General features: G+C 52.7%; 24 protein-coding genes and 5 tRNA genes. 12 read left to right on the top strand and 17 right to left on the bottom strand.

The genetic code is table 11. The features are described 5' to 3' along the window. Positions 1 to 9: 9 nt before the first annotated feature. The 9 genes from pheT to K9G39_RS03870 form a co-directional block, all read right to left on the bottom strand. Positions 10 to 2,421, bottom strand: a complete 2,412-nt coding sequence (gene pheT / locus K9G39_RS03910) for a phenylalanine--tRNA ligase subunit beta (protein ID WP_292003624.1) — start codon at positions 2,419 to 2,421, stop codon at positions 10 to 12. A gap of 151 nt (positions 2,422 to 2,572) precedes the next feature. Continuing rightward, positions 2,573 to 2,644: transfer RNA gene (locus tag K9G39_RS03905), tRNA-Glu, on the bottom strand. 6 nt (positions 2,645 to 2,650) lie between these two features. Next, positions 2,651 to 2,726: transfer RNA gene (locus K9G39_RS03900), tRNA-His, on the bottom strand. Positions 2,727 to 2,751: 25 nt separating this feature from the next. Then, positions 2,752 to 2,824: transfer RNA gene (locus K9G39_RS03895), tRNA-Arg, on the bottom strand. Between the two features lie 27 nt (positions 2,825 to 2,851). Then, positions 2,852 to 2,924, bottom strand: a tRNA-Pro gene (locus K9G39_RS03890). A 132-nt stretch (positions 2,925 to 3,056) separates the two neighbouring features. Continuing rightward, positions 3,057 to 4,376, bottom strand: a complete 1,320-nt coding sequence (locus K9G39_RS03885; RefSeq protein ID WP_292003623.1) for a TolC family protein — start codon at positions 4,374 to 4,376, stop codon at positions 3,057 to 3,059. Positions 4,377 to 4,408: 32 nt separating this feature from the next. Continuing rightward, the gene (locus tag K9G39_RS03880) at positions 4,409 to 7,555 is read right to left on the bottom strand and encodes an efflux RND transporter permease subunit (RefSeq protein WP_292003622.1); all 3,147 of its coding nucleotides are present in this window, start codon (positions 7,553 to 7,555) and stop codon (positions 4,409 to 4,411) included. 53 nt (positions 7,556 to 7,608) lie between these two features. Continuing rightward, a complete protein-coding gene (locus K9G39_RS03875) occupies positions 7,609 to 8,730 on the bottom strand; it encodes an HlyD family efflux transporter periplasmic adaptor subunit (protein ID WP_292003621.1) in 1,122 nt (373 codons plus the stop codon). 82 nt (positions 8,731 to 8,812) lie between these two features. After that, the gene (locus K9G39_RS03870; RefSeq protein ID WP_292003620.1) at positions 8,813 to 9,214 is read right to left on the bottom strand and encodes an NUDIX hydrolase; all 402 of its coding nucleotides are present in this window, start codon (positions 9,212 to 9,214) and stop codon (positions 8,813 to 8,815) included. Positions 9,215 to 9,376: 162 nt separating this feature from the next. Here K9G39_RS03870 and K9G39_RS03865 point away from each other — a divergent pair, with 162 nt between their 5' ends. From K9G39_RS03865 to ahcY, 3 genes are all read left to right on the top strand, one after another. Then, the gene (locus tag K9G39_RS03865; RefSeq protein ID WP_292003619.1) at positions 9,377 to 10,357 is read left to right on the top strand and encodes a sugar phosphate nucleotidyltransferase; all 981 of its coding nucleotides are present in this window, start codon (positions 9,377 to 9,379) and stop codon (positions 10,355 to 10,357) included. A gap of 243 nt (positions 10,358 to 10,600) precedes the next feature. After that, on the top strand, positions 10,601 to 11,815 hold the full coding sequence (gene metK, locus K9G39_RS03860) for a methionine adenosyltransferase (RefSeq protein ID WP_292003618.1): 1,215 nt from the start codon (positions 10,601 to 10,603) through the stop codon (positions 11,813 to 11,815). A 39-nt stretch (positions 11,816 to 11,854) separates the two neighbouring features. Beyond that, positions 11,855 to 13,270 (top strand): adenosylhomocysteinase, encoded by a 1,416-nt coding sequence (gene ahcY / locus K9G39_RS03855; RefSeq protein WP_292003617.1) that lies wholly within the window; start codon positions 11,855 to 11,857, stop codon positions 13,268 to 13,270. Positions 13,271 to 13,385: 115 nt separating this feature from the next. Here the strand turns inward: ahcY and K9G39_RS03850 are convergent. Further along, a tRNA-Gln gene (locus K9G39_RS03850) sits at positions 13,386 to 13,457 on the bottom strand. Positions 13,458 to 13,607: 150 nt separating this feature from the next. Here K9G39_RS03850 and K9G39_RS03845 point away from each other — a divergent pair. After that, positions 13,608 to 14,249, top strand: a complete 642-nt coding sequence (locus tag K9G39_RS03845; RefSeq protein ID WP_292003616.1) for a phosphoribosylanthranilate isomerase — start codon at positions 13,608 to 13,610, stop codon at positions 14,247 to 14,249. Between the two features lie 12 nt (positions 14,250 to 14,261). Here the strand turns inward: K9G39_RS03845 and K9G39_RS03840 are convergent, their stop codons facing one another. From K9G39_RS03840 to K9G39_RS03825, 4 genes are all read right to left on the bottom strand, one after another. Continuing rightward, positions 14,262 to 15,218, bottom strand: a complete 957-nt coding sequence (locus K9G39_RS03840) for an alpha/beta hydrolase (RefSeq protein WP_292003615.1) — start codon at positions 15,216 to 15,218, stop codon at positions 14,262 to 14,264. A gap of 171 nt (positions 15,219 to 15,389) precedes the next feature. Then, complete coding sequence (locus K9G39_RS03835) at positions 15,390 to 17,156, bottom strand: cation:proton antiporter (protein WP_292003614.1); 1,767 nt, start codon at positions 17,154 to 17,156, stop codon at positions 15,390 to 15,392. A 193-nt stretch (positions 17,157 to 17,349) separates the two neighbouring features. Beyond that, positions 17,350 to 17,847, bottom strand: coding sequence for a rubrerythrin family protein (locus K9G39_RS03830; RefSeq protein WP_292003613.1), 498 nt, complete (start codon positions 17,845 to 17,847; stop codon positions 17,350 to 17,352). Between the two features lie 141 nt (positions 17,848 to 17,988). Then, on the bottom strand, positions 17,989 to 18,789 hold the full coding sequence (locus K9G39_RS03825; RefSeq protein ID WP_292003612.1) for an adenylate cyclase: 801 nt from the start codon (positions 18,787 to 18,789) through the stop codon (positions 17,989 to 17,991). Between the two features lie 156 nt (positions 18,790 to 18,945). Here K9G39_RS03825 and K9G39_RS03820 point away from each other — a divergent pair, with 156 nt between their 5' ends. Continuing rightward, the gene (locus K9G39_RS03820) at positions 18,946 to 20,661 is read left to right on the top strand and encodes a SulP family inorganic anion transporter (protein ID WP_292003611.1); all 1,716 of its coding nucleotides are present in this window, start codon (positions 18,946 to 18,948) and stop codon (positions 20,659 to 20,661) included. A gap of 128 nt (positions 20,662 to 20,789) precedes the next feature. Here K9G39_RS03820 and K9G39_RS03815 read toward each other — a convergent pair whose 3' ends face one another. After that, the gene (locus K9G39_RS03815; protein WP_292003610.1) at positions 20,790 to 21,047 is read right to left on the bottom strand and encodes a hypothetical protein; all 258 of its coding nucleotides are present in this window, start codon (positions 21,045 to 21,047) and stop codon (positions 20,790 to 20,792) included. A gap of 145 nt (positions 21,048 to 21,192) precedes the next feature. On the opposite strand from K9G39_RS03815, the gene K9G39_RS03810 reads away from it, so the two are divergent. The 4 genes from K9G39_RS03810 to K9G39_RS03795 all read left to right on the top strand — a co-directional run bounded on the left by K9G39_RS03810 (position 21,193) and on the right by K9G39_RS03795 (position 22,981). Then, positions 21,193 to 21,645: an ArsC/Spx/MgsR family protein gene (locus K9G39_RS03810; RefSeq protein ID WP_292003609.1), complete on the top strand. Its 453-nt coding sequence runs from the start codon at positions 21,193 to 21,195 to the stop codon at positions 21,643 to 21,645. Positions 21,646 to 21,648: 3 nt separating this feature from the next. Further along, positions 21,649 to 21,957, top strand: a complete 309-nt coding sequence (locus K9G39_RS03805; RefSeq protein ID WP_292003608.1) for a hypothetical protein — start codon at positions 21,649 to 21,651, stop codon at positions 21,955 to 21,957. A gap of 143 nt (positions 21,958 to 22,100) precedes the next feature. After that, positions 22,101 to 22,508, top strand: a complete 408-nt coding sequence (locus K9G39_RS03800; RefSeq protein WP_292003607.1) for a TspO/MBR family protein — start codon at positions 22,101 to 22,103, stop codon at positions 22,506 to 22,508. A gap of 29 nt (positions 22,509 to 22,537) precedes the next feature. Beyond that, on the top strand, positions 22,538 to 22,981 hold the full coding sequence (locus K9G39_RS03795; protein ID WP_292003606.1) for a PPC domain-containing DNA-binding protein: 444 nt from the start codon (positions 22,538 to 22,540) through the stop codon (positions 22,979 to 22,981). 6 nt (positions 22,982 to 22,987) lie between these two features. On the opposite strand, the gene ald is transcribed toward K9G39_RS03795, so the two are convergent. Beyond that, the gene (gene ald, locus K9G39_RS03790; protein ID WP_292003605.1) at positions 22,988 to 24,091 is read right to left on the bottom strand and encodes an alanine dehydrogenase; all 1,104 of its coding nucleotides are present in this window, start codon (positions 24,089 to 24,091) and stop codon (positions 22,988 to 22,990) included. 139 nt (positions 24,092 to 24,230) lie between these two features. Here ald and K9G39_RS03785 point away from each other — a divergent pair, with 139 nt between their 5' ends. Beyond that, a complete protein-coding gene (locus K9G39_RS03785) occupies positions 24,231 to 24,545 on the top strand; it encodes a hypothetical protein (protein WP_292003604.1) in 315 nt (104 codons plus the stop codon). A 152-nt stretch (positions 24,546 to 24,697) separates the two neighbouring features. Beyond that, positions 24,698 to 24,931, top strand: a complete 234-nt coding sequence (locus tag K9G39_RS03780) for a hypothetical protein (RefSeq protein WP_292003603.1) — start codon at positions 24,698 to 24,700, stop codon at positions 24,929 to 24,931. Between the two features lie 274 nt (positions 24,932 to 25,205). Here K9G39_RS03780 and K9G39_RS03775 read toward each other — a convergent pair whose 3' ends face one another. Then, positions 25,206 to 25,970: a YgjP-like metallopeptidase domain-containing protein gene (locus K9G39_RS03775; protein ID WP_292003602.1), complete on the bottom strand. Its 765-nt coding sequence runs from the start codon at positions 25,968 to 25,970 to the stop codon at positions 25,206 to 25,208. Positions 25,971 to 26,186: 216 nt separating this feature from the next. On the opposite strand from K9G39_RS03775, the gene K9G39_RS03770 reads away from it, so the two are divergent. After that, positions 26,187 to 26,618: a 6-carboxytetrahydropterin synthase gene (locus K9G39_RS03770; RefSeq protein WP_292003601.1), complete on the top strand. Its 432-nt coding sequence runs from the start codon at positions 26,187 to 26,189 to the stop codon at positions 26,616 to 26,618. Positions 26,619 to 26,902: the final 284 nt, after the last annotated feature.

The raw sequence follows: 26,902 nt of genomic DNA, 5'->3' as shown, positions 1-26,902 counted from the left end.
CAATAAGTATCAGACTTGTCGAATTACCGCACCAAGTTGTTTTCCGGCATTCGTGCCGGCTTTTTCAAGTATACCGTTTATTCTCTCGTCCTGCAGGGTTCTCTCGTGATCGGCAATATCAAGAGCGAGCGCTACACTGCGTTCCCCTCCGTGTTCCGTACCGCGTTCGAAATGGTCGAAAACAGAAACGCCCCTGATAAGGGGATCGCTTGCCCTGACAACATCGACAAGCTTCTGAACAGCCACACCCCTGGGAAGAATAAACGATAGATCTCTCTGGACAGCAGGAAACTTCGAGGGCGGATCGTAAACGACTGAAGCGCTGAACGCATCCTGAAGCACCGCGGTATCGAGTTCCGCAAGGAATACATCCTGCTCGATATCGAATTCGCCGAGCAAAGCGCCCTCCACCATCTGAACCGTCCCTGCACGGCAGATACGGTTTTCCCCCTGTCCGGTCAGCAACAAATCAATACCAACCGTATTTTCATTATATGCAATAAGCGATGATTTGTCAAGTAAATTCAGCTTCTCGAGCAGCATCTCTACTGCACCGCTCATATCGAAAAAATCGCTCTTCACGGCAGGCTGATTCCAGAGTCGGGGATGGCTGGATCCTGTTATGGCCATTACAAGATACTCCCGTTCGCCGAATGCTTCGAGAGGCGACTCTCCTTCACGGGTAACTCCTGCGCCGAGAAAGCCGCTGGCAACCTCAAAAAGCCGGAGGTCCCTGTTGCCATGACGGATATTGTGGGCAATAACCTTAAGAAAAGCGGGAACAAGAGATGGACGCAGAACCTCCAGCCCTTCACTGATGGGATTGAGAGCGGTAACGACCCGGCTGTCGAACAGTTCGGCTTCCGAACGCCTGATGAGCGGATTGGTGAGAATTTCCCGGAAATTGAGCCCGATCAGAATACCCCGGAGATAATCGGGAAAATATTCCGGCACCTTGCGCGACTGCGGATAGGTTGTCATCATCTGGGGCGACGGCTGGATGTTGTCATACCCGTAAACCCTGGCAATCTCTTCGACAAGATCGATCTCGGAGGTCACATCCACGCGCCATGACGGAACGTGAAACTCCATCTGGCCGTCATCCGCCGTTGCAGCACACCGGAACCCGAGACGGACGAGAATGTGCCTCATGGTATCCAAAGGGATGGAGCTGCCGAGCATGGCGTTGACCCTGTCGGGCCTCAGCGTGACCCTGCCGGGCTCTTCAGGCAGAGTACCGCACTCCATGGCATCGGTTATCCGGCCGCCGGCAAGCTCAAGAATCATCGCAACGGCGCATTCCGAACCCCTTCTAACGTTCAGGGGATCGACACCCCGCTCGAAACGGTAGGACGAATCGGAGGAAATTCCGGCTGTCCGTGCGGACTTCCTGATACGGGACGCAGAAAAATAAGCCGATTCAAGCAGAATATCCGTCGTAGCGGCCGAAACCGCCGAATCGAGTCCACCCATAACCCCGGCCAGTGCCGCAGGCTTCGCAGCATCGCAGATAACCGGCATCCCATGGAAAACGGTGCAGTTTTCCTGATTGAGCGCGGTAAATGCGGCGGAGAGATCACTGCGGACCACCACCCGCTCACCGGCAAGTTTATTGAGATCGAAGGCATGCAGGGGCTGGCCCAGGGAGTGCAGGATGTAGTTGGTGATATCGACAATATTGTTTTTCGGGTTCAGTCCGATGCTTTCGAGGCGACGCTTCAGCCATGCCGGCGACTCCCGAACCTCGATGCCGCGAATCACCACCGCGGTATAGTATGGGCAGGCGTCCCTGTCGGCGATTTCAACCAGAGTGCCGATGCCGGAAAAATCGACAGGATGCCGGGACGGCAGGACAATCTCATCGGGTGAGGCAAGTTCGCGGGCCAGGCCGAGGTGCGAGAGCACATCGGGACGATTGGGCGTAACGGCTATATCAAGCATGACATCACTCTCCAGAATAGCCGAAAGCGGCGTACCGGGGGGAGTTGCAGGATCGAGCTCCATCACTCCGCTATGGTCGTCCGACAAACCGAGTTCATCTGGTGCACAGATCATGCCGAACGAGTGTACTCCGCGGATTCTGGACTTCCTGATGGCCAGAACCTCTCCGTCCGCAAGCCGAAGCTTCGCACCGACGGTCGCTACAGGCACCAGCATCCCCTGGCGCACGTTGGGCGCTCCGCAGACAATCTGCAGCGGTTCGTCGCCTCCTGTGGCGACCCGACAGACCGTCAGGCGGTCGGCGTCGGGGTGGCGCTGAACATCCTCGATCCGGCCGGCAACAACCAGATCATCCGGCAGTTGCAGGGCATGCACCTCCTCGACTTCAAGGCCGAGGAAAGTAAGTTTTTCAACAAGGGCTGGAATGTCCGGAGAAAACGACGGGAGGAAATCTTTGAGCCAGTTGACAGATATTTTCATAGGACCGGGAAAATCTGCATTTGAAAATAAAAAAAGCTCTGGACCGGCAACGTACAGAGCTTGAAAAAACAGAAACCGGAAGATACTGTCGCTCCTGCACAACTTCCGGCCGGAAGAACCGGCAGGCGCCGGTGCAGGTTGAACAAACGTGTGACCCCAACGGGATTCGAACCCGTGCTACCACCTTGAAAGGGTGATGACCTAACCACTAGTCGATGGGGCCTTCTGCGGGTGAATGAGGGGACTCGAACCCCCGACCTCCAGGGCCACAACCTGGCGCTCTAACCAACTGAGCTACAATCACCATAAAAAGCCTATGGATACACCTTGTATGCCCGACTGGACTCGAACCAGTAACCCTCAGCTTAGAAGGCTGATGCTCTATCCATTGAGCTACGGGCACAACACATCTGTCAATGAACCCACCCGGTCGGGGCACCGAGACTCGAACTCGGGACCTCCTGCTCCCAAAGCAGGCACGCTACCAACTGCGCCATGCCCCGTTTCCTTAATGGAAGGCTCACAATATAAGATATGGAACAAGATTATCAAATAAATAATCCCGCTCATAAAAAAAACTTACCGACCTCACTTCACAATCCCGAGTTCCTGACTACCGGCTACCGGCACACTGCTTATCGCTCACGTGCCACTAAAAGAGTCCCCGTCAGGCGCATCAGCTGCAGTTCGAGCATTCTTGCCTCATATCTGGCCGATGCGATGCTTTTTCTGGAATCAACCAGATTGAGCTGTGCCTCCCTGAAGGTGGTGCCGGTAGCCTGGCCGAGCACATACAGCTCTTTGGTTCGCCGGAAATTCAGCTCCGCGGATTCAATATTTTTCTCCTTGAAGCGCAGAATTTCACGGCTGTTGCGGTAAGCGTGAAAGGTGTCGGCTATTTTTTTCTCCAGAACACCGGAGGCTTTCTGCCGGAATATCTCACGGTTCAGAAGAGCAAGACGGGCATTCTGGTTTTTTATGGCCGACTGAAATCCGTTGAAGAGATTGTAGCTCAAGGTAACCGAAGCGGAAACGCCCGGCTCGGTATCTCCGATACCCACATCGAAACCGCCTGCGCTCCTGCTCAATCCGTAACCTCCCTGCACATCGATACGGGGAAAAAATTCGGAACGTGCCTGAAACAGTTCAAAGCGTGACTGCTCCACGGCTTTTTGAGCCATGAGATATTCCGCACTGCCCTTGAACGCCCTGGCCCTGAGAGAGTCGAACTCCATCAGCGGCTGAAAGGTTACCGCGCTCACTACAGCGCAGGGTGAGTCTGGAAGACGACCAAGCAGAAGATTGAGCTCTCTTTCGGCGTTCTCTTTGCGGAGACGTGCCTGAAGCCAGGCAACACTGTCGTTATTGGCGTCAACCATCGAGGATAACACCTCCTGGGTGTTTGCCTGACCGTATTCGGAGCGAAGCTTCGCCCTCCTGAACCGTTCGGCGGAAATTTCCACCGCATCTCCCGATGCCCTGAGCTGTTCGATTGCATCGGCAAGGTCGTAATAGGCCTGGCTGACGTCGATGACAATCTGCTCGATGCTGCTGCGCGCCTGGAGCCGTCCAAGATCTCCCGAGGCTTTCAGCTTGCGGAAGGTATAGATGTTGCCGAAACCGTTGAACAGGGTATACGACGCCTGAATCTGCGCCGTGCTGGTCGTCGATTCAATGGCTGAAGGCACCGTGCTTCCGGGATTCTCCGTATAGGCAGCCTTCGAAACCAGATCGATTTTCGGCAGAAGCCCGGCATTGCCTATATGCACATTGTTACGGGCAATGCGTTCTTCATTCCTTGCAACCTGAATATCCGGGTTTTTTTCAAGCGCAAGCGCGATGGCCTGTTCGAGCGATAGAGGTTCCGGGGCAACGGCCGCCCCCGCGGATTCCGGCAGCGCAAAGAGCAGCAGGAACAGGCATATGGAGAACAATGAGTGCTGTATTCGTTTCATGACATGGTGCAGACAGGAATTTGCCCGTATAATTAGTGCGTATCTGAAAACAGTTCCTCCCGAACCGCCGGTTCGACCTCTTCTGCCGTAACCCCCCGTTTTTCCAGCAAAGCGAGAATCCGCTGTTTCGCGCTGTTGAAAAGCACGAGTAGCGCGGGCAGCATGAGAAGGGTCAGGGTGGTACCGAACAGCAAGCCGTAGGCAACGGAAATCGCCATGGGCGAAAGAAATTGCGCCTGCCTGCTCTGCTCGAAAATAAGCGGGCCAAGCCCGGCAACCGTTGTCAGCGAGGTAAGAATAATCGGACGAAACCGGCTTATGCCCGTTTCGAAAAGCGATTCGGTAAACAGCCCCCCCTCTTTGAGGCGCGTATTCAGCGTGCTGATAAAGACAAGAGAGTCATTGACGACGATACCTATAAGCGCGATCACCCCGTACAGAGAGAGCATGCTGAGAATGTAGCCCTGAATGAAATGGCCCCACGCCACGCCGACAAGGCTGAGGGGTATCAGCAGAAGCACAATGAACGCCTGGAGAAAGGAGCGGAAGGTGAACACGATGATGAGGTACATGCACAGAAAAAGCACAGGAAAGGCGATCTTCATGGATCCGGTGGTTTTGGCGCTCTCGCGGCTCTGGCCTTCGAAGTTGAAACTTACGTCGGGATAGTCTGCAAGAACACCCGGCATGATCTCCCTTCGGATGCTTTCAAGCAGATCCGGAACCGCAGTATTCGGGTCCGAGACATCGGCCTCGATTTTCACAACGCGCTGGGCATCGATATGGTTGATGGAGGAAACTCCCCTCGATATGCTGATCCGGGCGATCTCCCGGAGCGGAACCGAGCGACCCTCGCCGAGCTGTATGCGCATATCCTCAAGAGCGCCAAGAGAAGCGCGTTCATGCTCACGGTAACGTACCCACACCTTGATCTCGTCGATCCCTCTGAGCAGACGCTGCGACTCGAGACCGAAATAAGCACTTCGAATCTGGTTCATGACTTCGGAGGTAGTGAGGCCGAGCGCGTATGCCTTGTCACCGAGCTTTACTGAAACCTCCTCGAGGCCGGGGGGATCGTTATCCGAAACATCCTTCAGTTCTTCCTTGCTTTTGAGTGCGATTTCAAGCTTCTCCCTCGCCGCCCTGAGCTGCTGAAGGTTATCGCTCTTGAGCGCAATGGAAACCGGCATGCCCCACATCCCGCCCCCGCCGATCTGGAGTTTGCGGGCGCCGGCGATCATGCCGGTTTTCCGGCGGATTCGATCGGCAATCTCCTGGCTGTCGATTTTGCGCAAACGGCTGTCAACCAGCGAAATCCGCAAGCCGCCCTGATGGCCTTTCGGGCCTATCGTGCGACCTATGGCCGTTACGAGCCCATTCTCGTTTTCCTGCCCTTTCAGATATTCATGGTGCACCTGCCAGACATTCTGTTCCATCGCGGCAAGCACGCTGTCGGTTACGGCATCTCTGGTACCGGCCTGCATTTCAAGGGTCACCTGAATGTTGTCCTGTTCGATGACCGGAAAAAAGGTTGTCTTTATCAGGCCGCCCTTCATGGCGCCGATGGTTATAAACATCAGTGCCACCGGCACGGCGATTGTAATGAGCGGATTTTTTATGCCGAATTTCAGAACGGGCGCATAGAGGATGTCGCGCTGGAAGTGCAAAAACTCCTCGGACTTTTTCAGCAGCCATGTTTTTTTGCCGGGAGCTTCATGCAGCGCACGTGAGTGCGCAATGTGCGCCGGAAGAATGAACACGCTTTCCACAAGCGAGATCAGGAGAGTAGTCACGGCGACGAACGCGATATCCTTGACACGCTTGCCGAGATCGCCGTCGAGAAACAGAAAAAGCAGAAACAGCACGACCGTTGTCAGGACAGCGGCGGCAATGGAAGGAACGACTTCAGCTGTACCGTTGATTGCTGCCTGCATGGGGGACTCCCCCTTCTCGTATCGCTGATAGATGCTTTCGGCAATCACAATGCCGTCATCGACCAGAATACCGACCACAAGAATCATGGCAAGCAACGAAACCACATTGATGGTCAGGCCGTAGATCGAACCGAGAATGAACATGCCCGCAAAAGAGAACGGAATGCCGGCCGCCACCCACAGGGCGAGCCGTGGATTGAGCGAAAAGGAAAGAAAAAGCACAACGAGAATCATACCCACCAGACCGTTGTAGCTGAGAATGTCGGCCCGCTCCCTGACGATCGCCGAACCGTTGCGCAGCACCTCGGCCCGCACATCGTCGTGGCTGGCATCGAATGCATCCATATACCCTTTGACCCCCCCGGCAATGACGAACATGTCTTCGTCGCTGCTTTTTTCAATATCGATGGTGACCGAGGGTTTTCCGTTGAACCAGTTACGATCGGGCACTTCCGACCAGCGGTCCCGAACGGAAGCGACATCACGAAGACGAACCAGGTCCCCGGAGTTTCCCGACCTGACGACGAGATTTTCCAGATCCCCTGCCCTGTAACCCTTGTTGTCCGCCCTGATAAGCAGCTCCTCCCTCCGGCCGCGGATCGTTCCGCCGGTGATCTTGAGATTGGTACGGTTCACCGCGGAGGCTATTTCCGAAAACGTCATGCCGTAGGATCGCATGGCATTTTCGCTTACACTGATCTCGATCTCCTCCTCCGGAAAACCGCTCAGCCTGACTTTTGAGGCAAGCCCTTCGTTACGAAGATCCCTTTCGATGCGACGGGCGTATATCTTGAGCTGACGGAGATCGACATCGCCGTAAAGGGCATATGCCACAACGAAGTCCACCCGGTCCTGCTTGTAAATCTGCAGTTTTTCGAGGCCTGCGGGAAAGGAGCTTATCTGGTCGACCGCATTGGTGACCTCCTGGAGAAGCTCGTTGGCATCTGCACCTTTCTTCAGTTCGACCGAAACGGTTGCACTGTTTTCCGAGGAAACCGATGTCACCCGATCAATCCCGGTAACCCCCTTGAGCTTGTCCTCGATTTTCAGGGTAACCCCCTCTTCGAGCTCTTCGGGAGATGCCCCCGGATAGGTGGCAGTCACATAGATGAAATTGGGAGGGATATCCGGAAAAAAGTTTGTTTTGATCTGGCTGAAAGCGACCAGGCCAAAAAGCATCACGGCAAGATAAATGGCGTTGCCGAGCACCGGATATTTTACGAAAAGTCTGATGGCGCCTTTCATTCAACACTCCCGCCCGCAGGTTTTCGACAGGGAAACTGCATAGAACTAATCATTTAAGGCTTGAGCAAGGGACGGGCATCCATTCCGTCATGGAGTCCGGGAACTCTTTCGGCAGGAAGCCTGGTCCCGTCAGCCACTCCGCTGATTACCGCGCGATCGTTGCTGAGGGCAAGCACCGTAACTTTTTTCAGAACGAAACGCGAGCCCTGCAGAACAAACATCCGATTGTCGTCCTGCAGCAGGGAACGGGGTATGCTGAACGCATCCGGAACGGTAAGCGACATACGTGCCGTCAGGTACATACCGTCTCTCAACCGGGAATCGGCAACATCGACATACACCGATACAGACTGGGTGTTGGGCGTGATGTTCGTGTTGATTCTTTTGATCACGCCGCGCAAGCTTCCGGCAAAATCGTCGGAAACAACCGTAACAGGAGTATCCGGGGAAAGAAACTCTGCATCCCTGATGCCGACCGAGGCCTGAAGCTCATAGCTTCCTGTGGCGGCAAATTCACCGATTTTCTGCCCGGTACGGATAAGTGCTCCCGGATTCACTTCGGAGATGGTCACGACGCCATTAAAAGGCGCTTTTATGCGGTATTTGCCGAGTGTGGCCTCCATGCTACGGATAGCATAGAACCGGTTGTAGAGGTTTCGTGCCGCAAGATAGTTCCTCTCCCTGTCGGTTGCCGGTTCAGGAAGCGGCCTGAGCGGAGACTCGATACGGAACGACTCGGTATAGCGCTTCCATTTTGCCGACGCTTCGGGAAAATCGATAATGACATCGGGAAGCACGAGGGTCAGCAGGTTAAGAAAACTGCTTTTCTCGGCAAGCAGGCTGTTGCGGTAGACCTCATCGTCGATCACCAGCAGCGGTTCCCCCTTTCGAAAGGAGCTCCCCTCCCTGAAAGGACGTGCAGCATCGCGGAAAACCCCGGAAACCTCTGCATAGATTTCGATTTTCCTTACCGCTGCAAGTGTTCCGCTCATCTCGAAGGGAACCGTAACAGGGCCGTTCTGCACCGTCAGCAGCTGCATGGGCGCAGCCTTTTTTTCCTTTTTTTCCGGCTGCTCGTCCGGCTTCAGTTTTCCGAGCACGCCGCCGACCAGGATACCGGCAAGGATGATCGCTCCGGCAAAAAGTATTGATCGATATTTTTTCCCAGCCACCATTCGAATTCCTTGTATTATTATGATTTTTTCAACAAAAGGCGGCTCTTTCCACTTCGGAAAACAAGCCCTTCTGGTAACGGCGTCAATGCCGGTTGATTCCGAAAAAACCCGAAACTATGGCTTTCAGTTCATCATGGTAGAGCATATCGAAAGCTTCCCCGGGAGAAACCACCCGGCGCTCGCGAAGATGCATCTCATCCCATTCGTCAAGCATGGTTTCTATGAAGAAAGGAAAAACCGTCACGGAAAACTGTTTTCCGAACTTCCTGTAACGGTACTCTCCAATCTCCTTGTAGCGGACACGGCCGACAAGACCGGCCTCTTCAAAGGCCTCTTTGGCAGCAGAATCCGCCGGAGACAGCCCCTTTTCAACATATCCCTTCGGAATGATCCACCGGTCGGACCTCCTTGCCGTAATCAGCACCATCCTGTCCTCAAGAACAGGAACCACCCCTGACTGTTTAAAAAGTCTTTTCAATTTCACACACGGAAATTTCTTGTTTTTGTCTCTCTTGCCGATAAAATACAATTGATTTCCATATTTCCGAGATTGAGCGTGCATGGGTGCATGCACTTCGGAATTACCCTTATTTTCATTAAAATGTAATCATAAGGTTTTTTCAACCCAGCTTAAGACCCCACAACCATGAAAGCCATCATCCCTGTTGCCGGAGTCGGCACGCGCCTGCGTCCGCACACCTTCTCACACCCCAAAGTACTGCTGAACGTAGCCGGAAAGCCCATAATCGGCCATATCATGGACAAGCTCATCGATGCGGGCATCGATGAGGCAATCGTCATTGTGGGGTATCTCGGCAACATGGTCGAAGATTGGCTGAGAAAAAACTACTCCATCAAGTTCACTTTCGTGAACCAGTCCGAACGGCTTGGGCTCGCTCATGCCGTCTGGATGTGCAAACCCCATGTAAACCAGGATGAACCGCTCTTCATCATCCTCGGAGATACGATTTTCGACGTCGATCTGCAGCCGGTACTGAAAAGCCCTGTATCATCACTCGGGGTTCATGAAGTGAAGGATCCCCGCCGGTTCGGCGTTGCGGTTACGGAAAACGGAAAAATCGTAAAACTGGTAGAAAAACCCGACGAACCGGTCAGCAATCTTGCCATAGTCGGTCTCTACTTCCTCCGGCATGCTGCGCTTCTCTTCTCCTCGATCGATCGCATAATCGAAAGCGAGACAAAAACAAAGGGAGAATACCAGCTCACCGACGCCCTGCAGCTCATGATCGAGCAGGGAGAACCCTTCACCACCTTTGCCGTCGAGGGATGGTACGACTGCGGAAAGCCCGAAACCCTGCTCTCAACCAACAAGACCCTCCTGCTCGACAAACAGCCGAGAACAAAGGAGTACCCCGGCTGCATCATCAACGATCCGGTTTTCATTGCGGAAAACGCATCGGTTGAAAACGCCATCATCGGGCCCAATGCCACCATCGGAGAACATGCCGTGGTAAGCGATACCATCGTCAGGGACTCCATTATCGGCAACGGCGCACGGGTGAGCCACATCATGCTCGATCACTCCATTGTCGGAAACAATGCCTCCATCAGCGGCAATCCGCACGAAATCAATATCGGCGACTATTCCGAAATACGCGTGCGGTAAGAGAGTTGTTGCATGAATGCAGCCGATTGCTTACATTTTTGCTTTGTCAAGCAACGGCATCCCCATTACCTATGGACACGGTGCCGCAGGCTCTTCCGGAAATGCTGTTTCCGGTTGCCTGAGGAAAATTTTTCCGTGTCCAGAGTCTCTCCCGCTGAACTCCCGTTCACTGAAAATTCTTTTCCTGAAGCTGTTTTCTGCAGTTGTTTCTGTTGTTCGTTTAACCAAACCATTACCAGAACCATGTCACAGTCAAGGTATTTCTTTACCTCTGAATCCGTATCAGAAGGACATCCGGACAAAGTTGCCGATCAGATTTCCGATGCCGTGCTTGATGAGTTTCTCCGCCAGGATCCCAATTCACGTGTAGCATGTGAAACCTTCGTCACCACCGGTCAGGTTATCGTCGGCGGCGAAGTCACAACCAAAGGTATTGTCGATATCCAGAAAATCGCCCGCAAGGTTGTTACTGAAATCGGTTACACCAAGGGCGAGTATATGTTCGAAGCCAACTCCTGCGGCGTGCTTTCCGCACTGCACAGCCAGTCGCCCGACATCAACCGCGGTGTCGACCGCAAGGAAGAGATCGCCGACGAGTTCGACCGGGTCGGAGCCGGCGACCAGGGCATGATGTTCGGTTACGCCTGCACGGAAACTCCGGAACTGATGCCGGCCGCCATCCAGTTCGCCCAGCAGCTCGTCAAGAAGCTTGCCGAAATCCGCAAGGAGGGCAAAATCATGACCTACCTCCGCCCCGACTCGAAAAGCCAGGTGACCCTCGAATATATCGACGAGAAAGTCGCCCGCGTTGATGCCGTGGTTGTTTCAACCCAGCACGATCCGGAGCCTGCAGGAATGAGCGAAGCCGATTTCCAGGCCGTGATCAGGAAAGACATTATCGAGAATGTAGTGAAAGTGGTCATTCCCGACGCCCTGCTCGACGCCAACACCAAATTCCACATCAATCCGACCGGCCGTTTTGAAATCGGCGGACCTCACGGCGATACCGGTCTGACCGGACGCAAGATCATTGTCGACACCTATGGCGGCGCAGCCCCTCACGGCGGCGGTGCATTCAGCGGCAAAGACCCGTCGAAAGTCGACCGCAGCGCGGCATACGCATCGCGCCACGTCGCAAAAAACATCGTAGCTGCAGGCCTGGCAGATAAATGCACCGTTCAGGTCTCCTATGCCATCGGCGTCGCCCGTCCGGTATCGATCTACATCAATACCCACGGCACCGCCAAAAACGGCCTTAACGATGCCGAAATCCAGGAAAAAGCAGAAAAGATCTTCGATCTTCGCCCGGCAGCCATCATCAGACGCTTCAACCTCGACAGACCTCACGGCTGGTGCTATCAGGAGACCGCAGCATACGGACACTTCGGCCGCGACATCTTCCCGTGGGAAAAAGCCGACAAGGTCGAAGAACTCAAGAAAGCCTTCGCCATGGCCTGAGAACTATCAGACAATACCATTTAAAACCAATCGACTCTTATGACAATCGAAGCGGAAGTGCTTGACTATAAAGTAGCGGACATCTCCCTTGCCGAATGGGGGCGCAAGGAGATTGAGATCGCTGAAAAAGAGATGCCCGGCCTGATGGCCACGAGGCGGAAATATGCCGGTCAGAAGCCCCTCAAAGGCGCACGGATTACCGGATCGCTGCACATGACCATCCAGACTGCGGTACTGATCGAAACGCTGGTGGACCTCGGAGCCGAGGTTCGCTGGGCAAGCTGCAATATCTTCTCGACCCAGGACCATGCCGCAGCAGCTATTGCCAAAGCCGGAGTCCCTGTGTTTGCCTGGAAGGGTGAAACCCTCGATGAATACTGGTGGTGCACCCGCCAGATCCTCGAATTCGAAGGCGGCAAAGGACCGAACCTCATCGTTGACGACGGCGGTGACGCAACCCTCATGATCCATCTCGGCTACAAGATCGAGAACAACCCCGAACTGCTCGAAAAAACTCCCGGCAACGCCGAAGAGAAAGCGCTCTTCCAGCAGCTCCGTGAGGTGTACGGCGAAGATTCGCAGCGCTGGCACAAGGTCGCTGCAGAAATGAAAGGCGTGTCGGAAGAGACCACCACCGGTGTTCACCGCCTCTATCAGATGATGGAGAAAGGCGAACTGCTCTTCCCTGCCATCAACGTCAACGACTCGGTCACCAAATCCAAATTTGACAATCTCTACGGCTGCCGCGAGTCGCTTGCCGACGGTATCAAGCGCGCCACGGACGTCATGATCGCCGGAAAGGTTGTTGTGGTGCTTGGCTACGGCGACGTCGGAAAAGGCTGCGCCCACTCCATGCGCTCTTACGGCGCACGGGTGATCGTAACCGAAATCGACCCGATCTGCGCCCTGCAGGCATCTATGGAAGGCTTTGAAGTAACCACCATGGAAGAGGCCGTCGGAGAGGGCAACATTTTTGTTACCACCACCGGCAACAAGGATGTCATAACCCTCGAGCATATGAAGCAGATGAGGGACGAAGCGATCGTCTGCAACATCGGCCATTTCGATAACGAAATCCAGGTCGAGATGCTCAACGCCTATGCCGGAGCGACCAAACTGAACATCAAGCCCCAGGTCGACAAGTACACCTTCGAAAGCGGCAACTCGATATACCTGCTTGCCGAAGGCCGTCTGGTGAACCTTGGCTGCGCTACCGGACACCCGTCGTTCGTCATGAGCAACTCCTTCACCAACCAGACCCTCGCCCAGATCGAGCTCTGGACAAAAGAGTATGCAATCGACGTGTACCGCCTGCCGAAAGAGCTTGACGAAGAGGTCGCAAGACTGCATCTCGGACAGCTTGGCGTCAAACTCACCACCCTTTCGAAGGAACAGGCCGACTACCTCGGTATTCCCGTTGAAGGACCTTACAAGCCCGACCATTACCGCTACTGATTCACCATCAGCAAAACAGAAAAGGCAGCCCGCAAAGGCTGCCTTTTCTGTTTTCTTTTTTGATCGGTCGGATCGGTCAAATCAGTCGAATCAGACTGATCTTGCTGATTATATGCTGGGGCGGCAGGATTCGAACCTGCGAATGTCGGCTCCAAAGGCCGATGCCTTACCACTTGGCGACGCCCCACTCTTAAAGATCGGCTTTGATAATACGGATAATTAAGGGAAATCACAATACGCCGCAGAGGGAGTGATTACCTGAAAAAATGCATGAAACACGGCATGATATTTCTGATCGAACAGGCTTATATTCCATCAAATCCATTATGTTTCAGTTATGGTTAAAGTGAAAATCTGCGGCATAAAAAGCCTTGAAGATGCCCTCTGCGCCTGCAGGTCGGGAGCCGATGCGCTCGGGTTCAATTTCAGCAGGAAAAGTCCCCGTTATATCGAGCCTGAAAAGGCGGCGGCAATCATCGCTGAACTGCCACCATTTATCGCCTGTACGGGAATTTTTGTCGAACAATCACCTGGAGAAATCAGCTCGATATGCAGCACATGCCGGCTGCAGGCAGCGCAATTGCACTCAAATCGCTACACGGCGGAAAAAGCGCTGGAAATCTCCAATGTCAGGATCATCAGGGTTTTTCGTCCGGAACCCGGCTTTGATACCGCAATGGTGAGAAGATTTGCACTGGAAAGCAGGGTCAACAGTTTCCTTTTCGATGCCTGCCGTCCCGGAATGGAGGGAGGCACCGGTGAACGGATTGAACAGGGGCTGGCGGCGGAAATCTTCGAGGAACTCAGAGGATTCGGTTACGCAATTCTTGCCGGAGGCCTCAACCCCGAAAACGTAGCATCGGCGGTGCAGTTGGCCCGACCCTGGGGTGTGGACACCGCAAGCGGTGTTGAACTCTCACCCGGCATCAAAAGCCCTGAAAAAATCAAGGCGTTCATAGATGCAGCAAAAAAAGCCTGACCGAAACGCGGCTCAATTCTGAAACACCTGCCGGAGAATCAGTTCTGAGGCCGTATCGGGAAGTTCGACGGTAATCAGATGGCCGCACTCCGGAACACAAACGTAACTCCCCTTCTCGGTCATCTCCTGCAGTTTAAGGGCATTCTCGCAGGTCATGATGACATCCCCTTCACCGGCGACAAACAGCACCGGCATATCTACAGCTCTTACCATATCTGGTACAGAATCCGTGATCTCGAAAGAGGTAATCTGCCTGGTCGTTTGCTCTATTGCCTCAGGAGCGCACAAGCCGAGGCTCTTGAAGCCAATGAGAATATCGTGCAGCATGACCGTGTTTTTTGCAAGCACAAGACGGGCGAAAATATATGCAGGAAGCCACCAGGTAAGACCCCGAAGCAGGTTGTTGAACATAAAGGTGATCGAGGCGGGAGCCACGGCTGAAATAAAGGCATTGTTCGGCAGGTAACCGAAATTGAAAAAGGTCATCGAAAGAATCCTTCCGGGAGCCGAGCGGGCATAATCGAGAGCCACGAAAGGGCCGAACGAAAAAGCAGCGATGTGGAACCGATCGAGAGCGAGTTTATCGACCATTTGACCAAGATCCTTCGCAAAAAAATCGATGTGGTAGTGGTTGCGGGGGTCGTTGTCCGACCAACCGTGGCCGCGCATGTCGTAGGCGATGGTCCTGATCCCCCGGTTGTTCAGGTCCCTGATAACATGATGCCACCACATCCACCAGCAGTCCCATCCGTGAATGAGTACCACAACTGTTTTTGCATCCATCGGACCGGAATCGTGATAATGGTGTACAATACCGTTGAGTTCAATAAAATGGCTCTTCTCCATCATCTCGAGTTCGTAGCGAGCACGTTTTACTTCTGATGTAGTGGCTGCATCGAGCTGTTCAAGGAGTTGGCGATGGTAATTCCTGAATTTGGCGGTGGCCAGAGGCGGGAGAGAGTGCTCCATAACGTTACTGCTGAAGTTATAAGGAACTGCAGAGATCAAGCGCAAGGCGACAAATAAATATACAAAAGGAATCCCGTCATTGTTACGAAAATATCATCACGCATGGACAAATGCTTCCTGAGATTCGTCAGATTATACCGCTTGCAGCAGGATACACCCTGCCGGTCAGGTTCAGACCTGTCTGGTCAGGGCGGCAGGAGGCGTCTGGAAAAAAATCTTTTCGCATTCACGACGGATGATCTCCTGCTGTTCGAGAATCAGCTCGGGCTCGACTGTAAAGTGGTTAAGCAGCTGGGAAAAGATCTGGATGGAGGTTTCAAACTTTTCGGTCACCACAACATCCGCTCCCGCTTTATAGAGACTGTCGACCTCGTCGAGCGTTCTGGCCCTTACGATGACAAATGCCTTGGGATTGATTTCACGAATCACCGGGATGCATTTGCGAACAGCGCCGTTGTCCGATATGCCGAGCACCACAGCGCGGGCATGATCGATCCCGGCCCGAAGCAGTGATTTTTTCTCCGTACAGTCGCCGTAATAGATCGGTTCCCCTTTGCGGCGCATGGTTCTGACGATTTCACGGTCAACCTCAAGCACCGAATAGGATATATTTGTCGCGTGAAGCACCGCAGCGACATTCTGCCCGTTCACGCCGAATCCGATAATAGCCGCATGAATCTCCCCTGCGCAGATAATGGTGCTGTCGGCAGGGCGGACAGGGGCTGCACCGGAATCCCTTTTCGGAAGAGGAATAAAACCAAGTACGGGAGCAACCTGGTCGGCGACCTTGGGAGCGATTGCTATCATGGCCGGAGTGACAATCATGGTCACCACAATAATGGCAAGCATGGCCTGAAACACCTCGTTGGTGATGATCCGGTTATTCAGACCGGATTCGGCCAGCACAAACGAGAACTCGCCGATCTGGGCGAGCGCCATGCCGGCCATCATACTTACCCGAAGAGAGTAGCCGAGAAAAAGCGAAACTCCGGCAACAAGCAGGCCCTTGACAAGCAATACGCCGAGAGCGATGGAGACAAAAAGCGGCAGATTAATCATCTTCACATCGAGCAGGAGGCCAACGGAAATAAAAAAAATACTGGTGAAGGCTTCACGGAAAGGATCGATGGTAAGACTGATCTGATGGCTCTCGTCGGTGCTTGCGATCACCATACCGGCAACGAAAGAGCCGAGCGCAAGGGAGAGCCCGGCAAGCGAGGTGAGATAGGCCGCACCGAAACAGATGACCAGCGCACCGATAACGAGCACCTCCCGGGCGTGCAGGGAAGCAATCAAACGCACCATTCTGGGCATGAACAGCCTGAAACCGGTAAAAATGGCCGCGCCGAAGAGCAGAATAAATCCGACTTTTCTGAAAATATTCTCTACTGAAGGAGCCACATCGGGGCTGAGAAAGTTGATGCCGATCATCAGGGGAACAATGGCGATATCCTGAAAAATCAGAATGCCGAGGGCTATCTTGCCGTGCGGCATGGCGAGTTCTTCCCTGTCGGTAAGAATTTTCAGACAGATGGCCGTACTGCTGACGGAAAAAGCGAAGCCCAGGAATATGGCCGCCTCAACGGTTATCGCTTTGCCGATACCGTACAACAACCAGAAAGCCAGGCAGCTGACGGCAAGTCCGGTCACGAGGATCTGAACGATACCGCCGACCAGCACGATTTTTTTCAGCCTTTTGAGCTCTTCCAGGGAAAACTCCAGCCCGATGGTAAAAAGCAGGAGAATCACACCCAGCTCTGCAAGGGTTCCGATGAGCTTCTCGTCATACACGGCGCCGATGCCTGAAGGACCGAGCACGATACCGGTAAAAATCAGACCGATAACCGGCGGGATCCTGAGCCGCTGAAAGATGAGGATAATAGCAATCGCCAGAACACCGATAAGAACCAGCTCGCCGAGAAAATCAAATTCGTGCATAAAAAAAACTGCGGATTCCAATCATCAACTGTTTCAGGAGGGCCGCACACTCCATTGAGACTTTTCGACCGGAGCATGAGGTCAGCTTGCCTCCGGGAGCGGGTCCTTTATTTTAGTTACAAAATATCGGGCAGGTAAAGAAGCAAAAAGGCGGTCTTTTCAACCGCCCTTGCATGAAATGTTCAGAAGAAAATCATACCTGAACGTACACCGACGATTTTGCGCCGCAGATCGGACACTTTTCCGGCGGAGTGGCCAGTTCGATGTGGCCACAGATGGGGCAAAGCCATACTTCGGTTGCGTTGATATCCTGACCGTTCTGTACCGCCTCCATAGCTTTCCGGTAGAGTTCGGCATGCACCTGTTCGGCTTTTACGACGAAAGCGAACATGCGCTTTGCCGGATGGTCTTCAGCGATGGCCTGCTCAAGCATTGGGGGATACATCTCGGTATGCTCGTAGGTTTCTCCCCCGATTGCTGTCTGCAGGTTTTCAGCGGTAGAACCGATGCCCCCGAGAGCAGCCAGATGGCCTTCGGCATGAATCAACTCGGCCTGTGCGGTTGTTCTGAACAGTTTGGCGACGTTGACAAAACCTTCCCGTTCGGCTTCCTTGGCAAATGCGAGGTACTTCTGGTTTGCCTGGCTCTCACCGCCGAATGCTTCCTTAAGGTTCTCTTTCGTTGTAGGCATGGTTGTGCTCTTTTTATGATTGTTCTTCGAGATTACGTGTGGAATGGGTGGACTACACTAATTAAACAAGCCGGTGCCGGCAGAAAACAAGGTATAAACAAGAGTAGTAATGATTCGCAAATAATCCAAAAGGAACGGTAACTATCTGTTTTTTTTATAATAGCCTTTCGAGCGAATAAGACTGAACCACTCTTTTGCTTTTTTCTCGGCTGTAGTGTCCGACATCCAGTGAATGAAGTTCGCGATATCCCTTACGGCAACCTTTCCGGTACCGGGAATATCGACAAGCCTTGTTTCACCGAGCCGCCAGGCCTGGGGATTGCGCACCCGACCTTTCTCGGGATGGACGTACTCCACCGGAGGAAAAACCTTGTCGAGGGAACGCCCACGCCACTCCTCTTCGGAAAAGGTGATGCTTGCCGCAAAATCCCCCGCAGGCTTCATCGCTGCAAAACCGGCGGCAAGCATCAGGGGTCTTCCGTAAACCGACACGGTGTACTCTCCCGGCGAACCTGTAAAACCCGCGACAACCGTTCCGGAAGCAATACCGATAGCCGGACTGAAACCCGGCTCATCGTTTTCACCAAGTATTCTGGATACCTGCAGGGCATCGAGAAAAGGATCTTCGGAACCGAATGCCTCTGAAAAAAGCATTACCACAGCATGGTCGATAAACCGCTCTACCATGCAGAACCGCTCCTTCTCAAGCAGCCTCCGGATCCATGAAAGAAACATGTTCTCATAGATCAGCACTTCGGAAGGCTCCAGTTCGAGGGAGAGGCGGGAAAAACCGGAAACCCCGACATAGAGCGCTATTCCCTCAAATTCAAGACCCTTTACGGCGAACGGTCCAGACCAGGCATCCTCGATTTCAACATCGACCGTCAGCGGCTGAGAGAGCAGAAGGTCCTGAACGGTATTGAACGTATGCGGTGTTTTCACTCGTAACCGCCTGTTTGGTTGGAGAAATACAACATTTTTTGCAGCACCGACCGCAAATGGTTGAAAGACAAGGGTGAAACAGTTATATAGAATTTCTCATTTAACCTTTTCAAAACCAAAACAATACCTGTTCATTTCCATCACTTCAGCGTCGCCATGTTCAAACCCAAGCTCTTCAGCGTTCTTTCGGAATTAACTCCGCAGCAGATTTCCCGTGATATCACGTCAGGCATTCTTGTCGGTATTGTCGCGCTGCCTCTGGCTATCGCCTTTGCCATCGCATCCGGAGTATCACCGGAAAAGGGCCTCATCACGGCAGTTATCGGCGGCTTTCTCATATCGTTTCTCGGTGGCAGCCGGGTACAGATAGGCGGTCCGACAGGTGCCTTTATCGTTATTCTTTACGGCATTGTCGAGCAGTACGGTATCAACGGCCTCATGATCGCTACCATTATGGCCGGTGTCATTCTCATGCTCATGGGGTTCGCCCAGTTCGGCTCGCTCATCAAGTTCATCCCCTACCCTGTTGTGGTAGGCTTCACAAGCGGCATTGCAGTCATTATCTTTTCAAGCCAGATCAGCGATTTTCTCGGACTTGCCATCAATAAGGTTCCCGCCGACTTTATCGAAAAATGGATTGCCTACGGACGCCACCTGTCGACCCTCAACCCGGAAAGTTTTCTGGTCGGCATGCTCTCGCTCCTCATTATCGTTTTCTGGCCGAAGGTTTCCAAAAAGATACCCGGATCGATCGTCGCCATCATTGCGGCAACGGCTCTGGTGCACTACCTCAGGCTCGACGTTGCAACCATCGAATCACGCTTCGGAGAGATCCCCTCCACCCTTCCGGCGCCATCCTTACCGGTGTTTGATTTAGCCACCATAAAACAGCTCGTCATGCCGGCCACGACCATCGCTCTCCTGGGAGCTATAGAGGCACTCCTCTCAGCCGTGGTATCCGACGGCATGATCGGCAGCAGGCATAAATCGAACATGGAGCTGGTCGCCCAGGGTGCGGCGAACATCATCTCTCCGCTTTTCGGAGGAATTCCGGTCACCGGAGCCATCGCACGCACGGCAACCAACGTCAAAAATGGCGGGCGCACACCGGTTGCCGGCATGGTTCACGCGCTGACACTGCTGCTGATCATGATGCTGTTCGGAAAATGGGCTAAACTCATACCGATGCCTGCACTTGCTGCCATTCTCATCGTGGTCGCCTGGAACATGAGCGAACACCATGTGTTCCGCAAGCTCCTCAAAAGCCCGAAAAGCGACGTCGTCGTTCTCCTGACGACTTTTGGTCTGACCGTCGTTTTCGACCTGACTGTGGCTATTGAAATCGGCATGCTTCTTTCGGTATTTCTCTTTATGCAGCATATGGCCAGTCTTGCCAACGTCAATATCATTACCAGGGAACTCAAAGACCGCGAGGAGGAGGATGACCCGAACACCATCAGTACCAGAAACGTACCGGATGGCGTCGAGGTGTTTGAAATCAGCGGTGCGATGTTTTTCGGAGCGGCTTCAAAGTTCAAGGATGCCATGCATATCGTGGAAAAAGCGCCGAAAATCCGCATCATCCGCATGAGAAATGTACTCTCGATCGATGCAACCGGCTTAAACATGCTCGGTGAACTGCTTGCAGACTCCCGAAAAACCTCCACACATCTCATTCTTTCAGGTGTGCATGCCCAGCCGCTGTTTGCCATGCAGCAGTACGGTATTTACGATGAAATCGGGGAAAATAATGTTTTCGGACATATCGACGATGCTCTCGACCGCTCAAGAGAACTGCTCGGCCTGCCGAAAATGGGCAAACAACCGGATTTCATCCCGTCGGTGCAGCGGGAAACCCCCGAACAATCCTGAAAAAAAGGCCGGCTTCAGTAAACAAGCCGGCCCCTCCCGAAAACTCTTATTTTTGCCTGTATCCCTGAAATGGCGACAAATGCTTTCTGTTCCTGTCTCCAGACTCCCGACTACTGGCTACTGGCTACTTACTCTTTGCTGCTGTACGTCCGGATGCTTGCAACCGCCTTCATATCGTAGTAGGTATTGACTGCCAACCCGTCATCCCCCTCTTCGGTTACACGAAGAAACAGATCGCTGATGAAAAAAACTGCATTTTCATAGATTTGCCCCTCATTGATCTGCAGCTTGACGCCTTTACGAATTTTCCGCGACATGGTTCCATGCAGCGGCACAGATGCGTACTCAAGAATCTTTTCCCATGCCTGCATATTGCTCTCTGCCATACTGTCCTCCTTTTTTTGATTGTTACAAAACCGGAATTTTATATTACTTTATTCGGTTTAAAAGCTAAATAAGCTTCATTTTTTATTAAAAAAAAATAATAGCCTTATTATAAAAGCATATAAACCTATATCGCCTGAAAAAATCATGGCAAATATTCTATTTTTTGAAAAGCCGGGATGCCGCAACAACAGCAGACAGAAAGCCATGCTTCAACTTTCGGGGCATACAGTCGAAACCCTGAATCTGCTCGAATATCCATGGACAAAAGAGGAACTCGGCTGTTTTTTAGGGGAAAAGCCGGTTGCCGAATGCTTCAATCCTGCGGCTCCCTCCGTAAAATCCGGCGAAACCGATCCGTATGCCTGCAGCAGGGATGAAGCCCTCGACGCCATGATCGGCAATCCGATACTCATCAAACGTCCTCTCATGAAAATCGGAGGTCACTGTATTCAGGGATTCAACATGCCGCTGCTCAGAAACCTGATAAGCCTCTCGCCGCTCCCCGGAGCCGAAAAGGTTGTCGAATCGTTACGAATGACCGATATGGACAATTGTCCTCATCTTGCCAATTTTTCATGCACAAACCAGAACCATTGACCTATGGAACAATCATTACGTCCTCTCGGAACCGTCATGCAGCTGCTCGAAGAGCTCGGCCATGAAGTCACCTATGCATACGAAGACCTTGTCTTCGTAAACCACAGCGATTTCCTCCTGCAGTTTGGGGAAACCGGATCGGTCATGCATCTTTTTTTCAACAGCGACTGCCCGAAAAAAAATGCCGACAGCATTGAAGAGAGCCTTATTCCGGCTGCCGATAAAAAAGGGCTCTCCATTTCAAAAAAAGGGCGCTACAGCCTCAGCGAACAACCGGACGAAAACCTGCAGATCCGGTTTTTCGACATGTGAGTGCCGCCACGGGATTCCCCGGCAGCAACAAAAAAGTTCTGCCGGGAAAGGAACCATTTCGACAGGGAAACTCTTGTATGAATAATGACAGCTGATGGCGTTCACCCGGACGACACCACATTTATAAAGCAGTTTCCCCGCTTATGGCTACCTGGTACGACAATCTGAAAAAACCGCGTTTTACACCGCCTAAAACCGTATTCGGGCCGGTGTGGACAGTGCTTTACATCTTTATTTTTTCCGCGTTGATCGTCTATTTCCTCTCCCCGGCAAAAAGCAATCTCATTCCGGCAACGTTTTTCCTTCTGATCCACTTCTCGGCAAGCTTCAGCTGGACAAGGCTCTTCTTCGACCGAAAAAATATCCTTCTCGCCCTGCTCGATATTCTTGTTATCGACCTGACTCTCATTGTGGTGATGACCATGTTCTTTCAGGTCAATACCCTCGCCGGCATGCTCCTTGTTCCCTACCTTGGATGGGGGCTCTTCGCCGCATATATCAATTGGGGAATTTACCGGCTGAATCCCGATGACAAGAAATTGAAGCAATAAACTGGCGGAACCAACGAAGTGCAAACCCCATGAAATACTCTGAAGCACGCCAAGGCCGAATATTCGTGATCCGTCTTGAAGACGGTGAGACGGTGCACGAAAAACTTGAAAAGTTTGCACGCGATCACGCTGTCGAACGGGCACAGCTCATCATCATCGGTGGAGCGGACAAGGGAAGCTCTCTTGTAGTGGGACCTGAAGAGAGCCGGGGACTACCGATAATGCCGATGACTCACGAACTCTATGACGCACACGAGATAACCGGAACAGGCACCATCTTCCCTGATGACGAAGGATCTCCCGTTCTGCATCTGCACATGGCGTGCGGACGCGAAGAAAATACCGTTACCGGATGCATCCGCAATGGCGTCAGGGTTTGGCATGTGATGGAGGTCGTCATGACCGAGCTACTCGAAAACACCGCATCCCGTCAGCCGGATCCGCTTACCGGGTTCAAACTGCTTATCCCCTGATGAAATTCAGAGAAAGGGATTCTCGGTAAAAGGCCTGTCAAGAGAATCCGCAAGCGCGCGATGAGTGATGGAGCCGTTCCAGATGTTCAATCCTCCGGCAAGTCCCGGCGTCATCACCATTGCGCTCTCAAAACCAAGATCGGCAATACGCCGGATACAGGGAAGCGTGGCACCGCAAAGTGCCTCCGTGGAGGTTCTGGGGTATGCCGCCGGCATGTTGCTGACACAGTAATGGATGACTCCCTCTTCGACAAACACCGGAGCTTCGTGGGTCGTCGCTCTGGAGGTCTCGAAACACCCGCCCTGATCAATGGAAATATCGACGAAAACCGCTCCTTTTTTAACCGATCGCAGCATGCCGCGCTTCACGAGTTTCGAAGCAGCCGCACCGGGTACAAGCGCCGCTCCGATCAGCAGGTCGAGCGAGGCAAGCTGCTCGTCGATATGCTGCTCGGTTGAATAGAGCGTATGCACCTGCGGAGGGAGAGCTGCTTCCAGAAAACGCATGCGTTCCTGGTCGAGTTCGAGTACCGTCACATCCGCACCGCAAGACGCAGCCGCTCTGGCAGCCTGCATGCCTGCCGAACCACCGCCGAGTATGGCGACCTTTGCCGGCAGCACACCGGGAACCCCCCCAAGCAGTATCCCCTCACCTCCATGCTGGTGAGCCAGATAATAACCGCCCATAAGCACGCTCATCTTCCCGGCAATTTCGCTCATGGGTGCCAACAGCGGCAACCTTCCGTTATCCTGAACGGTTTCATAAGCGATGGCGGTCACACCGGCAGAGAGCAACTCCTGCGAGAGCTCCGGATTGCCGGCAAGATGCAGAAACGTGAAAATAATAAGGTCGCGCCTGAAATAGCGATACTCCTCCCTGAGCGGCTCCTTCACCTTCACGACCAGTTCGCTCTGCCAGACCTCTTCACTGCTTTCAGTCATAACTGCTCCCGCCCTGCGGTACTTGTCGTCGCTGAAACCGCTGCTATGGCCTGCGCCGAGCTGCACCACAACCCGATGACCACCGCTGACCAGGTGCCGCACAGCCGAAGGGGTGCAGGCAACCCTTGTTTCCATCCGTTTTATCTCTCTTGGTACCCCGATATGCATAATTCACGTTTTTTGTTCAATAACCCTCACTATCGGCAAACGGTTCGCGATAAAAACTCCCCCATCATCCTCCGCAACTGAATCTCCGGAGCGGAAAAAAGCAAAACCCTTATGGTTTTTTCCGGCAGGGATACCTATTATGCAGGACAAGACTGCAACTCCGGAACCTGAAATCGTGAACTTCAGTTTTTTTTTCGACACCATCTGGTGGCTTCTCCTGACAGCCGCCCTCATCGCGGCGGCAATACCCTCCCTTATCCGACCGTTCAGGGCTCTCCCTGTTTTCTTTTCAGCCCTCTTCTGGTTTGTTGCAATTGCTTTCGTATGGACTCGCCACGACACTCCAGCCGCTCTGGCGGCCGCGATGCTTTCACTTGCCGGAGGAATAACAGTGTTCCTTCTGGCGATTTTTTTTTCAGGCCTCAGGCTGATGACCAAAAAGCGCTACCGCTGAGAAGTTTGTCGAAAAAAGCAAAGAGCTCCGTACTGCCGGATGACACATTTCAGAAATGACCGAGATGAAGAAAAAGATTCACGCCTAAAGGCTCACTGTAAAGGGTAACCTGTTCTTCGGAGACTCCGGAGAGTGTTGCAAGAACGCATCAGATGCCGGTAGAGAACAAAATTCCTTCCCGGAAAATCCGGTTTTTCAAGCTTGAAAAGCACCACGATACATTGAGCGACCCCGACAAGCCTTACAGGAAGGTTCTCCCGATTGTTGTGCGGCAGGTACTTATAGACGAAAAACAGCATGAAATGGCCGGAACCGCCGATAAGGCTGCTGCAATAATATTGTACCGTGAAATCTGTGTCCCTGCAGGGAAGGAGGAACGGAGCTGATCAATAATGTTCATACAACAACATATCTCTTGAGTAATGGGGGTTACTATCGAAACAAGGCCTGATGCACAAAACGACAAGACCGGAAAGGCACACGGCGGGTACCCTCTGGCTTGAACAAAGGGGGTACTGCCAGGCATAGTCACAAACTTGCAAAAAATAAGGGGATGGGAGAATCAGCGTAATATAGCGCTTTTTACGATTACCAGACAAGCATTGGAAGCGAATACGGAGAGAAACGGGGCCTGGGGGAAAAAGATTCTTCAGGCCACCCTCAGACTTCGACCCAGCGCGGCACGAACTTCCATGCCGTTTTCAGATCGCGGTCGTGCTCTTTCCATGATGGATCGCAGGCGGTAAGAAGCTGTTTGAATGCTGCCGAGTGGTTCATATGAACCGTATGACACAGTTCATGGAGTATCACCGATTCGGCAAGAGGCCGGGGAAGAAAAAGCAGTTTCGAGTTGAGTGATATGGTACCTTTGGAGGTACAGCTTCCCCATCGGGATTTCTGCAGACGAACGGCCGCCTTTTCAAAACGGAAACTGTGTTTCAAGGCAAGATCCTGAAGCAGCGGCACCAGATCACTTCCGGCCTTTCTGTTCAGCCAGAGCCGGAGGGCAGACCTGCAAAGTTCGGCATTTTCAATTCGCCCCTGCAACACAAGCTCCCTATCCGGCGATTCGACAACCTTCACCCTCTTGCTGTTTTCCTGTTCAAAATATACCACATGCCATCGCACATCCGTGCACTGAAAGACAACAACCGCCGGGAGCAATGCCGAAGAAGAGGCAGCATCCATCGAAGCATGGACACCATCGATTCTTGCCATGGCATTCCCTATCCACTCACAGTGGCGAACGACAAGCGTATCGACATGGCGCATGTCGTAACGCTGCGGCACCACCACCACCAGCCCCTCGTGGGGCACCATTTTCAGGCGGGGATGAACCGCTCTTGAACTGACCCTGACCGTATAGAACAGTCCGGGAACCGCGGCACTCTCATGCCGGCTGATTTTCGCCGTAATACTCTTCATACCCTGCTACTGCTATTCGACAAGCATGACAACTCCTGAAACAAAGGAACCCATGATCAGGATAACCCCTCTCTCCATATTATATTTTCCGCCAGCAAAGAAAAACAAAACCCGCGGATTTTCTGCACAAGATTATTCCGATTGTATTATCAAACAAGATTTTTTTATTACACTTTGCATGCAAAAGAGGAATTTTCAAGAGAACACTCCGCCACAATGCGCATTTCACGAAAAATAGAGATCGATTACGGCCACACACTGCCCAACAGTTTTTCGTTCTGCAACCAGCTGCACGGCCATCGCGGCGTGGTAGTCGCCACCGTAGAGGGAAATGTAGTCCGGCGCGAAGGAGACGGCGAAGAGGGCATGGTAATGGATTTCAAGTTCCTTAAGGAAATCATGGTCGAACGAATCCATGACTTGCTCGATCACGGTTTCGCGGTCTGGAAAGATGACCTGGAGGATCTGGAGTTCATCATGAAACGGAACTCGCGGGTGCTGGTTACCGATGAACCACCAACCGCCGAGTGCCTGGCGAAATGGGCCTTCAACCAGATCAGGGACCATCTGCCCCATGGCGTTTCGCTCAGGGAGGTACGCTGGTACGAAACGCCGAATAACTGGGCGGATTACGACGGAGAAAACTGAATAAACAGACTGACAACCGAAAAAAACCATCAGAACCGCTTTTTCTTTCTTTTCCGGAAAAATTGTATTCCGAAAATTCCGCAAAGAAACAGATACCAGCCTGACAACATCAGAATATCGGCAGTAAAAACATCGGTCATGGCGATTAGCGCCCCTGGGGTGAGGTTAAAAAAGCATATGCGTAATTATACAAAAACTTATAACGAAAATAAACGTATTCAACAAACAAAAAGATACTTTAATTTAATAGGCCAATCGGCAACATGATCTGCTGAAAACTGAAA

Origin of the sequence: Chlorobium sp. (assembly GCF_021740465.1) — a bacterium.
Lineage (GTDB): Bacteria > Bacteroidota > Chlorobiia > Chlorobiales > Chlorobiaceae > Chlorobium.
This window is presented reverse-complemented; position numbering and strand designations above follow the sequence as displayed.